This window comes from Clostridium sp. AF36-4 (genome assembly GCF_003435975.1).
In the GTDB taxonomy this organism is placed as follows: domain Bacteria; phylum Bacillota; class Clostridia; order Lachnospirales; family Lachnospiraceae; genus Eubacterium_F.
Genome location: NZ_QTVH01000010.1, coordinates 1 through 14410 on the forward strand (window position 1 = coordinate 1; position 14410 = coordinate 14410).

Here is a 14410-nt window from a genome sequence, read left to right on the forward strand (position 1 = left end):
TAAAATGTACTTGGGTCATGTAAAAGTCCTCCTGGGTATGTTTTTGTCGTTAATAAAACAGCTAATACACCGGTTGAACCAGCAAACATAGAAGTAAACAATCCTACGTTTGTCATATCACCTGTTTTTACAGGGTTCTTTTGTCCGCTAGGCTTTGTTGGAGTAGTTGGCTTGCTCGGTTTCTGTGGCTGTTGTGGACTTACAGGTTTATTTGTTACTTTTTCTTTTACGGTAACTGTAATTGTTTTTTTAGTAATTGCACCATTTTTATCTACTACACGGAAAGTTACATGATAAGTGCCAGCCTTAGAAGTATCTACATCATTTGCAATAATGTTATCTTTTGTTAAAATAATCGTTCCGTCCTCTTTATCTGTTGCTGTCACATTTGCCAATGGGTCGAACGTATCGCCTACATTCAATGTAACATCATTTGCTGAAATGATTGGAGCAGAGTTAAGGTCGCCTGTATTTTGTTTCACAGTTACAGTAATCGTTTTTTTAGCAGAAGCTCCGTTTTTATCTGTTACTTTATAAGTCACATGGTAAGTACCAGCCTTAGAAGTATCTACATCATTTGCAACAATATTATCTTTTGTCAAAGTGATAGTTCCGTCCTCTTTATCTGTTGCTGTTACATTTGCCAATGGGTCGAAAGTATCGCCTACATTCAATGTAACATCATTTGCAGAAATAGTTGGTGCTGTATTATCTTCTCCTTGTGAGTTTAACGATAATTCTACTTTTAAAACAACGTTTCCGTCTTTATAAGTACCGCAATCATACTCATAAGTAACTGGTTTTTTTACATCATCTACCGTTATAATTCCTGTATCTTTATCTAAAGTTCCATTTGCAGTAACTTTTACTTTTGAAATATCTATTCCTTGTTCAACATCTTTTTTTAAGTCGATTTTATTCCCTTTAATATCAATATAACCGTTGCCTACAAAAGCATGATTATTTTCAAGAACTTTATTCTCTCCGACATTTAACCAGTATAAATCATCGCAAATTAATTTTTTAATTTTTGTGTTTTTACTTATATCAAGACCTCTTATCCCTTGTTCAAAAATTTCACCGCAACGTAGCATTTCAAGTTCTAAATTATTGCTTAAATCTAATTTTTTAATAGTTGTATCATGACAAAAAAGGCGTGTCAGTTTTGTGTTTTTTGTTACATCTAATTCAGCTATATTTGTCATATAACATGATAGTTGTTTCAAATTAGGGTTCTTACTTATATCAAGTGTTTTTACTTTTGTATCTCCTATATCTAAAGTGACTAATTGCGGATTATGTGTGACATCAAGTTCCATTAATCCTGTATTGCTACAAGATAGTTGTTCTAAGTTAGGATTGTTTGTTACATCTAAATTGGAAATAGAGGTACTATCTGCAAATAACGTATTCAATTTTTCATTCTTAGATACATCAAGACTGTTAATTGATGTATTATCGCAAACGAAAGCTTCCAAATTCGGATAACGTGTTAAATCAACGCTTCTTACTTTTGAAGAACGACAATCTAATCTTTTTAAAGATGAGTTTTTAACCGGACTTAAGTCTGAAACAGAAGTCGTAGAAACATCTAAAGACTGCAAATTTGTTAGATATTGAATACCCTCTAATGAAGATATCGTTTTCATATCATGCAAGTTTAAGAATTGGGCTTTTGATATTTCATCAACAGATAACACACTATCGCCGTCTTTATCAAATTCTGCAATGATTTGTTCTCTAAATACTTTGTCTGGAAAATGTGCTTCATCAATAGCAATGCTTCCAGCTTTTACTTCTGTATTTTTGCTTGCTTCAACGGTCTTATCTTCGGTAACCACTTCTTTTTCTGGTGTTGCAGGTGTTTCCTGTTTTGTACTTTCTTCTTTTAAAGTTTCTGCATTTTCAGCAGTTTCTTCCTGTTCCTTGTCTGTTATATTCTCTTGTACTTCTGCGTTTTCTGTTTTCTGTTCCACAGGAACTTGCTCTGTCTTGTTTTCTTCTACAACGGCTTCCTGCACAACTTCTGTGTTTTCCTGTGCCATGACAGGAGTAGGAAGCCCTGTAAGTGCAGTTGTTGTTCCAATCATCAATGCGGAACTTACTGCAAGGACTTGTTTTTTCTTCATAGTTTGTTCACTCCTTATTTTTCATAAATTCTTTGCATAGAAAAACGCACAAACTCCCCCTTATAACTGGATAATCTGTGCGTTCTGTTTATTATTGATAGAATTGAAAAAAGGGCAGAATTTACTTGTCTGTCTGTCTGTCTGTCTGTCTGTCTGTCTGTCGCAAGCGTAACAATGTGTGAACATGACTGTCAACCCTTTCTTTCAAAAAAATTCAATCCTTGCTTCTATACAAAAAACATTATACTGGAAACAAACACCTCTTTCAATCTTTTTATGCGTGCAAGATAAAAAAATTGAGACATCACACTTTTCCTTTTTTCCTCTTGAGTACCCACAACAGAAAAGAAAAAGCCCTGTCAAGAGCTTGCCACCATTGGTGGTGCTTTGCACTCTTGATCGGGCTTTTTGTTTGCTGTATCTTCTCGCAAGAGGAAAAAGATTACTCGTCCTCATCATCAAAATGGTTATTCCTTAATACTTCCCGTAACAGTTCCATATCCTCTTTTGAGTTCGGATTTATCATTTTCACGACTTGATAAGGTGTCCTATATTTATGTCCCTCTATGCTTTCCCCAAACATATCCATACTGTATAAATCATCATAGCGGTCTAGTAATTTTTGAAACTTCAAATGCTGGATAAATTCTTTGATTGGGTAAAGGTCGGACGCTTCAATGCTTTTCCCGTTGATATAGTCTGTAATGTATTCCCGTAACTTTTCCAACTCATATTCCAGCCATTCTTCCTCGCTGTCAAAGAAGTTATCATAGTGTCCGTGTTTCAGTTCTGCATTTAGACGTTCTTCTGTTCTTAAAAACTGACAGACTTCTTTTTCAGACTGATTGACATACTTCCATTCTCCCGATAATAATTCATTCGGCGTTACGTCCAGCACTTCCATTATCTTTTCCAGCGTTTCATAAGCAGGATAGTTCAACCCTCTTTCAATCTTGGAAAGGCTCTGCATATTGATACCGATTTTGTCCGCAAGTTCCTGTTGTTTCATTCCCCTAAATTTTCTTATGGTCTGTATATTATTTCCTAAATGGCTTATTTTCATTGCACAACCCTCCATATCTCGTTATATCTTCACTGTTATAAGTCTATCATGCTTAATATGATTTGTAAAGACAAAAAAAGATATTGACAAATAAGCATATAAGAATTACTATGCTATTGTGAGTGAATAAGCACAATAGCATGAAATACAAAAACATTCAAAAAGAAATACCCATCTGATTAAACCCGTAGATATGAATATTGGTTGAAATGGAACTTGTTAGAAAAGGCAAAACAGGACTTGCTGACAAAGTATTTCTGACACGGTGGCGGAAGCCTCTCAGGCTTACCGCCATGACACCTTGTGTCAAGGGGAAGAAATGCTTTGTCGGCTGGCGAGCCTGCGAGCCTTGACTGTGCCCCCGTTATCTAACAGGGGGGCACTATTTCACAAAAGACAAGTCAAAAACCATACAACCCCAAACCTGTGAGTAGTAATGAGAAGTTTTAAGAAGATAGTAATTTCACATTCTTTTGAATAGTGGTTTACAGGTATTTCAAGGCTGTTGTGGGATTGGAGGAATACAATGAACAATTTAGAATTTGCACTTGAAATGAAGAACAAACGTCTTGCAAGCGGTCTTTCACAAGGAGAACTTGCAAGTCTTACCCATGTATCAAGATATAGTATCAACCGCTTTGAGAACGGAAAAGCCAACGCAAGTAAAGAAACACAGAACATTATCCTGCGTTGTCTGAATTACTATGTCTGTGATAAGCCTTTTTATCTGCTCGTTGATTATCTGTCTGTCCGTTTTCCAACGACTGACGCATTAGAAGTTATCCGAAAGGTGCTTGGCATGAAAGCGGACTATTTTATCCATTATGACTATGGGTATTATGGCTATAAGGAGCATTATGCCTACGGGGAAATCAAGGTCATGGCTTCTGATGATGAACACATGGGTGTATTTTTAGAATTAAAAGGGGCAGGCTCACGCAACATGGAATATGTCTTACAGGCACAGAACAGGGATTGGTATTCATTTTTAAACCGCTGTCTTGACTGTGGCGGTGTTATCCGACGTTTTGACTTGGCAATCAATGATATGTGCGGTCTGCTGGATATTCCCGTTTTGTCTGAAAAATACAAAAATGGCGGTGCGGATTGTCGCTGTAAAAACTATGAAAATGTACAAGGTGGAAAACTAAGCGGAAAAAACCGTAATTTAGCAAGTACCCTTTATATCGGCTCAAAGGCAAGCACAAAATATTTCTGCCTGTATGAAAAACAAAAGGAACAGGCAACCAAAAAGAAACATACGGATATTATCAACCGTTTTGAAATTCGTCTGCGTGATAAAAAGGCAGTACAGGCAGTTGAGGAATTGTTATTGACATATAACCCTCATGGGTTGGTGTTTTACCTTATTACTGATTTTGTGCAATTTCCCGATTATCCGCTGTGGGAGATATTCATTTCCCATGACAGTTTACCTTTTGAAATGAACCCCGTACCTGTCAATATGGAACGCACTCTGCAATGGCTGGAAAGACAGGTCATGCCGTCAATCGTGATGATAGAGGAAATCGACAGGCTGACAGGCTCAAACTACATGAAAATGATTGATGAATGTACCAACCTTTCCGAAAAACAGGAAATGCTTGTAGAACAGATGTGTACGGATATAGCAGATGTAATCGAAAGTGAGGGGGTGTTTTATGAGTAATGCACAGGATATTCCCGTATGGGAAAAATATACCCTTACCATTGAAGAAGCGTCAAAGTATTTCCGTATCGGAGAAAACAAGTTAAGACGCTTAGCAGAGGAAAACAAGGACGCTGGCTGGCTCATTATGAATGGCAACCGCATACAGATTAAACGCCGACAGTTTGAACAGGTTATTGACAAATTGGACGCAATCTAATGCAAATGAGCCTTGTATGTGTTATGATGAACACAAGTCATATCAAGGCTCTTTCCAACAAGGAAAGGAGCAGACACCATGAAAGAAAAAAGACGGGATAGTAAAGGACGTATCCTGCATACTGGAGAGAGCCAACGAACAGACGGGAAATACTTATATAAATATGTAGACGCATTTGGAAACACAAAATATGTGTATGCTTGGAGATTGACACCCACAGACCCGACACCAAAGGAAAAACGGGAAAAACCCTCACTTCGTGAACTGGAACAGCAGATAAGACGGGATATTGAGGACGGTATCGACAGCACAGGCAAGAAAATGACGCTTTGCCAACTCTATGCCAAACAGAACTTACAGAGGGCGAATGTGAAGAAAAGCACACAAAAACAACGGGAACAACTCATGCGGTTATTGAAAGAGGACAAGTTGGGTGCTAGGAGCATTGATGCGATAAAACCCTCTGACGCTAAGGAATGGGCGTTACGCATGAAAGATAAAGGCTTTTCCTATAACACCATTAACAACCATAAACGCTCGTTAAAAGCGTCATTCTATATCGCCATACAAGACGATTGTGTAAGGAAGAACCCTTTTGATTTTAAGTTAAGTGAAGTCCTAGAAAATGATACCAAAGAGAAAGTCGCATTGACAGAGGAACAGGAACAAGCCTTACTCTCATTTATCAAGACAGACAATGTGTATCACAAGCATTATGATGATGTGCTGATACTGTTAAAGACTGGACTTCGTATCTCGGAACTGTGCGGACTGACAGTAGCTGATATTGATTTCAAGAATGAAGTTGTAATTATCGACCACCAGTTACTAAAGAGCAAGGAACAGGGCTATTATATTGAAACGCCTAAGACGAAAAGCGGAATAAGACAAGTGCCATTAAGTAGAGAAACAATACAGGCATTTCAACGGGTTATGAAGAAACGCCCAAAGGCAGAACCATTTGTGATAGACGGACAGAGCAATTTCTTATTTGTCAATCATAAAGGCAAGCCCAAAGTTGCGATTGATTACAACGCCTTATTTGTCCGTATGGTAAAGAAATATAACAAGCACCACAAGGACAATCCCTTGCCACATATCACACCGCATACGCTACGCCATACATTCTGCACAAGACTGGCAAGCAAGAACATGAACCCAAAAGATTTACAGTATATCATGGGACATTCAAACATTAGTATCACAATGAACTGGTACGCTCATGCGTCCATAGATACCGCAAAATCAGAGGTTCAGCGTCTAATCGCATAGAAGTATTTACCACGATTTTAACCACGCTTGATAGCGAAAATATAAGAAGATAGACCTAGATATGTGAGGTTTACCACAAAAGCAAAATGCCCGTAGAGCCTATAAAATAAGGCTTTGCGGACATTTAAGGAGATATAAAAAGATAGTCAAAAAGACATATATAATTTAAATTAAATGTTGAATATTTTTTGTCGGGAAATTTTATGCTGGAAAGGTTTCAAAGTGAAAAAAATCCATTTGATTTGGTGTATTTGGATATGGATATGGATGAGAAAAGCGGCTTGGATCTGGCAAAAGAAATCCGGCAGAATTATCACAGTGACTGTTTGATTTTGTTTTTGACAAACTATCCGAAGTATATGCAAAATAGTTTTGATGTAAGGGCATTTCAATATATGATTAAACCGGTTCAATTTGATGAGTTTGAAAAAAAGTTTAATGCAGCTAGAAAATACTTGGAAAAAGATGATAAAAATCGTGTAGTATTAAAAATAGATGAGGATAATGTTGTCTTTTTTACAAACGAAATTTATTATATTGAAAAAGAGAAAAGTTCCAAACAATTTCTGGTGTATTTGGAGGATAAATGTGTAGTGGCAAAAGGGGTATTGAGTGCAATTGAAAATCAGTTGCTGGAACAGCATTTTATGCGGACACATCGTTCCTATCTGGTAAATATGAAACATATTCGGAGAATTCAGAAAAATGATTTGGTTTTATCCAATGGGAATTTGGTTCCGATTAGCAGACGGAAAGAAAAAGAGTTGAAACAGCAGTTTATGAGATATGCGATACTGGAGAGATGAGAATGAGTGAATTAATGTTTGCGTTAGCTGGAATTTTTGATACGTTAGTGATAGCAATTTATTTTTGTGGAATTTTTAAAAAGAAATGGGCACGGGGTACTTATGTTTCAATTGGTGTGGTGTCTGCAATTTGGTTTGTTATTTCATACTTTTTGTCCGTTTATCATTTACAGATAGGAGTAGTAATAGCCAGTCTTCTGTCGCTGTTTTTTCTTTCCTGTGCTTTTGAGGGAAAGCTTGGAAGCCGTATTTTTCATGTAATATTTACGCAGGTTTTAGCTATGGTGTCTGAACTTGTTGCGGTTTTTATCGGCCAGTTGATTCCGGGAATGCTCCCAGAAGGGGAATTTGAAGCGCAATCGGTCGAATTAGTTATTTCAAAACTATTTTTCTTTGTGTTTATTATTTTGGTATTGACAATTCGAAAACAACAAGAAATTATGCCGACGCGATTTTTGCTTTATTTTTCGCTGGTTCCATTTATGAGTTTGTTTGTTGTTTATGGCTTGGCGAATGGACAGGGGATTGCTCTTAGTTTTTCGCTTCTGGCAATATTGGCACTAAATATAATTGCCTATTATTTGCTATATTTGCTGGCTAGTTTTGCTGCCAATGAGGCACGTGATGAAATGTTGGGAGAACAGATTCGAAATCAAAGAGAAAATTATGAGAAACTATCACAATCATTTAAGCAGGGAAATAAACTTTTGCATGATGTGAATAAGCATTTGCGTCAGGTCGGAGCATTGCTTGAAGCAAAAAAATGGGAGGATGCATTGGACTATATTGCACGTATTGAGGATGCTATGTATAAAAATTTCCATGTTGTTAATTGCGGCAACGTGGTAATTGATTCTATCTTGAGTAATTTAAAAAATCAATTGGATGAGCAGGGTAATATTCTTGTCTTGGAATTGCACGTGGATTCAGCAAAAATTATGTTGGACGATTATGATTTGGTTACGGTGCTTGGTAATTTGGCAGATAATATTTCAGAGGCGGTAAAAGAACAGAAAAATGCGAATGTATATATACGAATTGAAACGACTGAAGATGAATTTTTGATTTATACAAAAAATCCTGTTAGCAAAGAAAGGCATAAGAAAAAGAATCCATGGTTTCATGGGCTTGGATTGCAGAATGTTACATCTGTGGTGGAACAATATGGTGGTTGTGCAGAGTATAATAAGAAACAAGAAGAATTTGAAAATATGATTTTGATTCCGTATGTAAGCGAAGGGGAGGAAGAAAATGAAGCCAAGTGAATATTTTGCCGATGTTATGCAGAAAAATCATGTTATAGCAGTGGATGAATATGAGTTATATCAATATTCTTTGAATGCTTTATTTGAAATGGCGGGTAATATTATATTTTCTATTCTAATTGGCGTGCTTTTTCATAAATTGCCGATGACACTATTGTTTTTAATGGTTGTAATTCCGGGGAGAAGTGTATTAGGTGGGTGTCATGCCAAAACGGCAGGGGCTTGTTTTGTATTGTCGCTAAGCGTTCTTTTTGGCTGTGTTTTGCTCCCTTTTTATCTCACAGGGATATCGGTATGGATTGTTAGCTTTAGTTTTATTATTCTAGAAGTCTTATTGTGGATAATTGCTCCTGTTGAATGTAAGAATAAACCATTTATAGGAAATCAGAAAAAACGGTGCCAAACATATTCCAAAGTAATTATTTTATTGCTCGGTGCGCTTTTTATGGCTTTTTTGTTTATGAAAATGAGTGAGTATTTGTTGGAAATCTGGCTTATTTTAGTGTATTTTAGTGCCACAATTCTTATAGAATTGCATAAAAAATTAAAAATTTGACCGTTTAGGGACGAAAAATGACCGTTTGCGCCGATTTTGGTTTTTGAGGATGATTCTATGTTATGATAGGAAAGAAGGGAGGCGAAAGTTATGAAAAAAAAAGGTTTCGGCAAAAAATTCTTAAATCATCTTGCATCTCTTGCTTTAATTGCAGGAGTAATCTCATCCAGTACTGCTTGCAGATTTGTTTTGCATCAGCCGGCAATGCCGGATAAAATGAAAAAACTTCTTGGTGAAAAATAAATCGAATATTTTGTCAGATTTTCTCCGTTTGGAACGTTATAGTAAATAGATACTTCAAACGGAGAAGATTTTGACCGTTCAAGGATGAAAAATGACCATTCGTGCCGGTTTTGGTTTTTGCGAAGGGTTATATGCTATGATAAGAGTGTAAGGGAGGTGACAGAATGTATTCAGATATGATTTACAGAGTAATGATTGAAAAAAGCGTTCTTTTCATATGGTAGCGGAATACCGAAAAGAATTACACATACACAAAATCAAAAAATATTGCGAAAATGGAAGCAGAAGGAAATGGTAATACAGCAAGTACTACCGTTACAAATATTGCAAAAAGCAAGCGTTTTTATTCTGAAACATATTTTATAGGGAGGAATTTTATATGACTAGAAGTTCACGAATCATAATAATCTTTGTTGTTATCGCGTTGATGCTGGGAATTGGCTGCCTGTTTTTTGTTGATTTTTCAGGTGGTGCTCAGAACTTGCAGAACGCTCAAAAGAATACTGTGACAGAAGTGGAGAATGATGCGCCTGGAAACAAAAAAGTTGAGGCAGACAGATGGTCCGTTATTGAAGGGCGTTTAAGTATTTTCTCGGATACGGAATTAAAGAAAAAGAGTAAACTGGTTGTTCCGGCTGTCTATGAAGGAGAGAAAGTTCGGTCGTTGGATGTTACATGCAGTGAGGGGACATTTTCCAATTATCTTACATATGTAGAAATTGAAGAGGGAATTGAAACGATTGAATATGGTTTTGTGTCATGTCCGAATTTAAAGACGGTTATAATTCCTGACAGTGTAAAGAAACTAGACGAGTACGAGTTCAGAGATTGCAAAGATAAAGTTACTCTTTATGTAAAAAAACACTCTTACGCAGAAAAATGGGCAAAAAAGCATAAAATTAAGTATGCGTACGGAAAACCAAAGGAGGGAGCATAAATGGTTTTTAAGAATGTAACGGATTTGATGAAAAGGCATACAGCGCTTTTTGTTATTTTGCTGATTTCACAGATTTTTACGCTGCTTAGCATCTTTTTTGTTTTTGGAGTTTTTCAAAATAATTTGTATGAGTTATGCGATAATCATGACTCGAAGTCTTTAGAGGCGACAATTGATAATCAAAAAATAACGAGTGATGATATAAATAAGATTTTTATGACCATGGTAGAAGAAGAAATACCGATTGATTATTTTTATGTGGAAGCGGAAAGCAAAGATGGGAAAAAGTCATTTTTAGATCGTGCTCAATATAAAAATGGTAAATATGGTTATAGTGATTCGGTCTATGAAAATATGAAGTACGGATTACAGGGAAGCTATTATGAAGATAAAGACTACAGAAATAAAAATAAAGTTGTTGTAATCAATGGAGAAGATAAAAAAGATGTAGGAGATACGATTGTTTTAGGAGAGGAAACATTTGATATTATTGGCAAAGATGATATAAATGATCCGGGTGAGTATGAAATTCCATTTACTGCGTTTCCTAAGAATTGTGTATGGATACGATTAAACTTTGGGTTGGCTCAATTGCCGACGCGGGCTCAGTATGAAACATTCCGTGATTTGCTTTTGTCGTATGGCTGTAAACCGGCAGAATTTTATGTCTCGAATAATGCGGATTTAAGACAAGAGTATTCGATGCTTGTGGTTAGTGCGTTACTCGCAATTTTAGCAGGCGTTAATATGTATATGATTTATCGTTTTATTTTTAAGAAAAGACGAAAGAAACTTGCTGTTTTTTTGTTATGTGGCTGCAGCAAGAAACGTGCCCGGATGTTATTTTTTACTGAAATTTTATGTAATATGTTATGCGTTGTAATTGTGGCAACAGGCTTGTTTCGGTTTGTGGTTTTCCCACAAATGCTTACTTGGTTTAAGTATGTGGACCGAATATACGGCATAAAAGAATACGGCACGATTATAGGAATTTTTCTTTTTGTCGTATTGCTTATTGGGTATGCTTTGTCATTTTCTATTACCAGAAAAAGTATCATGGATTTTAAAAGGGGGGAATTATAATGGGAATATTAGCAATTGGTGAATATATCAAGCATTGGAAAAGAAATGTTTTTGTTGTTATACAGATTTCCGTGCTGCTGCTTGTATTGTGTGTGTCAGTTACCATGTTGGCGACAATATTCAGGGCATATAAACCGGTACAGCACATGGCGGATAAAAAAGGAATTTATGTAACATCTTTTGGTTATCATGGAGTAAAGGCAAAGGATATAGCAAACGGCATGAAAAAGATTGAATCCGTTTATTCGTGGGGGAGTACCACGTTAGCTAATCAAGATGAAAATGCGGATATGATTACGGCTGTTTATCCGGAAGATGTTTTAAATGATTATGCACCCGATTTATCAGAGGGAAAGTGGCTGACAGATGCGGACGATAAAAAAGGTGTTCTGCCGGTCGTGATTTCGGAAAATTCATATGGGTGGAGAACAGGGAGTATGTTGAATTTTCAACAAATCGATGAAAGCGGAAAAACAAAGAACATAAAAGCGGAAGTTGTTGGCGTCATGGAAGAAGGAACAAATGTAATTGGACATGATTTTGGTCAGGGGCAAATTTTGCAGAACGATTACAGAGATATTTATTCCACATACCGCTATGAGCAGGAGAAGAGTGTTCTGATTTTGATCGGGGAACAAAAGGCAAAAGAAAATGGTGTTACCTATACATTTAATCAGGATCATTTTATCGTGTATCAGGATGATATAACAAAATACGAAATGAGTTCCAATAGTCATGCTTTGAAAAGAACTCTGGGGACGGGAAATGATGGAACTACGATTGACAGCTCGTTACAAGAGTTTATGAAAAATACAAAACATCATTTGCAAAAGGAATCGATGATGTATTTGCCGGTGTTGATATGTGTGCTGATTATCACGATTATTAGTATTGTTAATGTATGCGCCTTAAATATGTCAGATGATTTATATCACAATGCGATATTTAGTCTGCTTGGACTTCCGTGGAGACGATGTGTATCTTTCTCGGTAATACAAAGTTTTTTTACCGCATTTTTCTCCGTGGTAATGTTTTTTGTTTTGTTTGCAACGGTTCAAAAATTAAATTTGACAGAATATTTACTGATTAAGTTGGACTGGGTAACGGTCGTTTCTATGGTGGTTATGCTGGTGGTGTTATGTTTTGTGCATTGGATTGTTCCATATATTATTTTATGCAGAAAGCAGCCGGTTGAAGTTTTTCGGGATAGGAAAGGAGAATAAAATGATTTCGATTAAGAATTTAGTGAAAATATATAATAAAGGAAAAGGAAATGAATATAAGGCTTTAAAAGGAATTGATTTTCAGGTTCAGGATGGGGAACTGGTAGCGGTTATTGGAAAATCCGGTGCCGGCAAATCCACTTTGCTGCATGTTTTGGCAGGAATTGATAGCTTTGAGAGCGGCAGTTACTATGTTGGAAACCAAGATGTGGGACAGATGTCGGAAAAACAATTGGCGGAGTTTCGAAACAAAAGTATTGGAATGGTTATGCAGGATTTTGCTTTGATAGAAGAATATACCGTGCAGGAAAATCTTCTGGTTCCGCTTATTTTCGGTAAGGTGAAAAAAAGAGAGCAAAGTAAAAAGATTATGGATGTTTTGGAAAAGGTAAACATCGCGGAATTGAAAGATAAACGGGTCAATCAATTGTCCGGCGGGCAGAAACAAAGAGTAGCGATTGCCAGAGCCCTTATTAATTCTCCGGAGTATATTTTGGCAGATGAGCCTACAGGGGCACTCGACAGCAATACATCAGATGACATCATGGATGTGTTTGAGGAGTTAAATAAAAATGGGCATACGGTTATCATAGTCACGCATGATAATGGTGTGGCTGCCAGATGCCAGAGGGTGATTGAGATAAAAGACGGAGAAGTGTTGTCTGAATAATAAAAAAATGCAACTTATTCGCTGTCTTAATCGTATTATTTACAAAGAGGCAGCGAATAAATTACAAATATGAGGAGGTTTGTTAGTATGAAAAAAACAATATTATTAACGGCATTAGGAATTTGCTGCATGGTTGCAGCAACATCAAGAACAAAGGCCGCAGAAAAGGTGTCGGGGAAATATCATTATGAAATCATAAATAGTACCCAAAAGACAGCAGCGCTTACCAAAGTGGAGCAACCGGGGACACAAGTGATTCTTCCATCAAGTATTGATGGCTATACAATTGTTCAATTGGGAACTATGAAGGAAAACAATTACCATTTTGCCAGTGCGTCTACTCTTCGATTGGAAGGAAAGGCAGAGTTGTTTTCTGCCGCAGATGCAGAAAAAGTGACAGAGTTGACGATACCATCCAAAGTAGAAAAAATCGGTGTGATGTCATTTCAAGGTTGTAAAAAAATCAAGAAGGTTACTCTGCCGAAGGCATTAACACATATTGGTTCCAATGCATTTAACGGATGTGAGTCCTTGCAGAACATTACGATTCTGAAAAAAGTAAAGGGGATTGGGAGTGGTGCATTTATGAAATGTGCCGCACTAAAAAAAGTTACGCTAAAGATGAGTAAAGCAACGATTGGCTCAGAAGCATTTTCTACGGATGTTACGGATGGTTATGATGCAAATGGTAACCCCAAAATCATAAAAAAAAGTCACCTCGCCAAGATTGTTATGCCGTATAAGTATAAGGGGCTTTTAAAAGAAAGAGCTTTCTGTGGTTATGTTGGAACTTCTTTTACATGGCGTGATTTTAATACCTATAACGAAGGGTTTTTACGTGGATGCAAAACCTTAAAAAATATTGTATTTCCAAAGAATCTGAAAACAATTGATATTCCAAAACATTGCCTGGATGATTCGCTGTCTACATTAAAACCATTGGTGATTCCGGAGGGCGTTAAGGCGGTATATGTCGGTCAGCATTGCAGAAATATAAAATGCATTACGGTAAAGGGGAAAAAGACGGTATTATACGGTGATAGTGGCATGGGAGCAAAAATGATTTCTGTAGAAAAAGTAAATTGTAAAAAAGGTTCAAAAACATGGAAGAAGATGAAAAAGTTTGTATGTCCGAATTTTGCTAAGAAGTTCAAAAAGGATACAGAAAATATTGATACGGATGATTATTACACAAGAGAAATAGTGCATACGAAGAAAGTTAAGGTGGCGAAAACAAAATAATAAACATTGACAAAATTTGTTATGCAACTTATTCGCTGCCTCAATCGTATTGT

Annotated in this window: 13 protein-coding genes and 1 pseudogene; 12 read left to right on the forward strand and 2 right to left on the reverse strand. The window is 36.6% G+C overall.

From position 1 onward, the window contains the following. Both DW005_RS06885 and DW005_RS06890 read right to left on the reverse strand, forming a co-directional pair. Window positions 1-2129 (reverse strand): immunoglobulin-like domain-containing protein (locus DW005_RS06885; protein ID WP_117478700.1); only part of this gene is annotated, 2129 nt, incomplete at its 3' end. A 442-nt stretch (window positions 2130-2571) separates the two neighbouring features. Then, window positions 2572-3192 (reverse strand): helix-turn-helix transcriptional regulator, encoded by a 621-nt coding sequence (locus tag DW005_RS06890; RefSeq protein WP_009242236.1) that lies wholly within the window; start codon window positions 3190-3192, stop codon window positions 2572-2574. A gap of 526 nt (window positions 3193-3718) precedes the next feature. On the opposite strand from DW005_RS06890, the gene DW005_RS06895 reads away from it, so the two are divergent. The 12 genes and pseudogenes from DW005_RS06895 (at window position 3719) to DW005_RS06955 (ending at window position 14357) form a co-directional block, all read left to right on the forward strand. Then, on the forward strand, window positions 3719-4861 hold the full coding sequence (locus DW005_RS06895) for an XRE family transcriptional regulator (RefSeq protein WP_021361841.1): 1143 nt from the start codon (window positions 3719-3721) through the stop codon (window positions 4859-4861). Continuing rightward, a complete protein-coding gene (locus DW005_RS06900) occupies window positions 4854-5060 on the forward strand; it encodes an excisionase (RefSeq protein ID WP_002341493.1) in 207 nt (68 codons plus the stop codon). Before DW005_RS06895 ends, DW005_RS06900 begins: the two co-directional genes overlap by 8 nt. A gap of 78 nt (window positions 5061-5138) precedes the next feature. Further along, window positions 5139-6332, forward strand: a complete 1194-nt coding sequence (locus tag DW005_RS06905) for a site-specific integrase (RefSeq protein WP_021361840.1) — start codon at window positions 5139-5141, stop codon at window positions 6330-6332. A 185-nt stretch (window positions 6333-6517) separates the two neighbouring features. Further along, a pseudogene (locus tag DW005_RS06915) lies at window positions 6518-7138 on the forward strand (LytTR family DNA-binding domain-containing protein); the annotation flags it as partial. Between the two features lie 2 nt (window positions 7139-7140). Continuing rightward, complete coding sequence (locus tag DW005_RS06920; protein ID WP_181974971.1) at window positions 7141-8403, forward strand: GHKL domain-containing protein; 1263 nt, start codon at window positions 7141-7143, stop codon at window positions 8401-8403. Further along, on the forward strand, window positions 8390-8959 hold the full coding sequence (locus tag DW005_RS06925) for an accessory gene regulator B family protein (protein WP_117478703.1): 570 nt from the start codon (window positions 8390-8392) through the stop codon (window positions 8957-8959). The genes DW005_RS06920 and DW005_RS06925 overlap by 14 nt, the downstream gene beginning before the upstream one ends. Before the next feature lie 90 nt (window positions 8960-9049). Further along, the gene (locus tag DW005_RS06930; protein ID WP_117478704.1) at window positions 9050-9202 is read left to right on the forward strand and encodes a cyclic lactone autoinducer peptide; all 153 of its coding nucleotides are present in this window, start codon (window positions 9050-9052) and stop codon (window positions 9200-9202) included. Between the two features lie 379 nt (window positions 9203-9581). Next, entirely contained in the window at window positions 9582-10139 is a 558-nt protein-coding gene (locus DW005_RS06935; protein ID WP_117478705.1) for a leucine-rich repeat protein, read from the forward strand. Further along, on the forward strand, window positions 10140-11222 hold the full coding sequence (locus DW005_RS06940; RefSeq protein WP_117478706.1) for an FtsX-like permease family protein: 1083 nt from the start codon (window positions 10140-10142) through the stop codon (window positions 11220-11222). Then, window positions 11222-12445, forward strand: a complete 1224-nt coding sequence (locus tag DW005_RS06945; RefSeq protein WP_117478707.1) for an ABC transporter permease — start codon at window positions 11222-11224, stop codon at window positions 12443-12445. Before DW005_RS06940 ends, DW005_RS06945 begins: the two co-directional genes overlap by 1 nt. A gap of 1 nt (window position 12446) precedes the next feature. Then, window positions 12447-13115: an ABC transporter ATP-binding protein gene (locus DW005_RS06950; RefSeq protein ID WP_117478708.1), complete on the forward strand. Its 669-nt coding sequence runs from the start codon at window positions 12447-12449 to the stop codon at window positions 13113-13115. A gap of 87 nt (window positions 13116-13202) precedes the next feature. After that, complete coding sequence (locus tag DW005_RS06955) at window positions 13203-14357, forward strand: leucine-rich repeat domain-containing protein (RefSeq protein ID WP_181974972.1); 1155 nt, start codon at window positions 13203-13205, stop codon at window positions 14355-14357. Window positions 14358-14410: the final 53 nt, after the last annotated feature.

Coding starts and splice junctions, on each gene's coding strand:
- DW005_RS06895 (WP_021361841.1), top strand. CDS start 3,719: ATGAACAATTTAGAATTTGCACTTGAAATGAAGAACAAACGTCTTGCA.
- DW005_RS06945 (WP_117478707.1), top strand. CDS start 11,222: ATGGGAATATTAGCAATTGGTGAATATATCAAGCATTGGAAAAGAAAT.
- DW005_RS06940 (WP_117478706.1), top strand. CDS start 10,140: ATGGTTTTTAAGAATGTAACGGATTTGATGAAAAGGCATACAGCGCTT.
- DW005_RS06930 (WP_117478704.1), top strand. CDS start 9,050: ATGAAAAAAAAAGGTTTCGGCAAAAAATTCTTAAATCATCTTGCATCT.
- DW005_RS06925 (WP_117478703.1), top strand. CDS start 8,390: ATGAAGCCAAGTGAATATTTTGCCGATGTTATGCAGAAAAATCATGTT.
- DW005_RS06920 (WP_181974971.1), top strand. CDS start 7,141: ATGAGTGAATTAATGTTTGCGTTAGCTGGAATTTTTGATACGTTAGTG.
- DW005_RS06935 (WP_117478705.1), top strand. CDS start 9,582: ATGACTAGAAGTTCACGAATCATAATAATCTTTGTTGTTATCGCGTTG.
- DW005_RS06900 (WP_002341493.1), top strand. CDS start 4,854: ATGAGTAATGCACAGGATATTCCCGTATGGGAAAAATATACCCTTACC.
- DW005_RS06950 (WP_117478708.1), top strand. CDS start 12,447: ATGATTTCGATTAAGAATTTAGTGAAAATATATAATAAAGGAAAAGGA.
- DW005_RS06955 (WP_181974972.1), top strand. CDS start 13,203: ATGAAAAAAACAATATTATTAACGGCATTAGGAATTTGCTGCATGGTT.
- DW005_RS06905 (WP_021361840.1), top strand. CDS start 5,139: ATGAAAGAAAAAAGACGGGATAGTAAAGGACGTATCCTGCATACTGGA.
- DW005_RS06890 (WP_009242236.1), bottom strand. CDS start 3,192: ATGAAAATAAGCCATTTAGGAAATAATATACAGACCATAAGAAAATTT.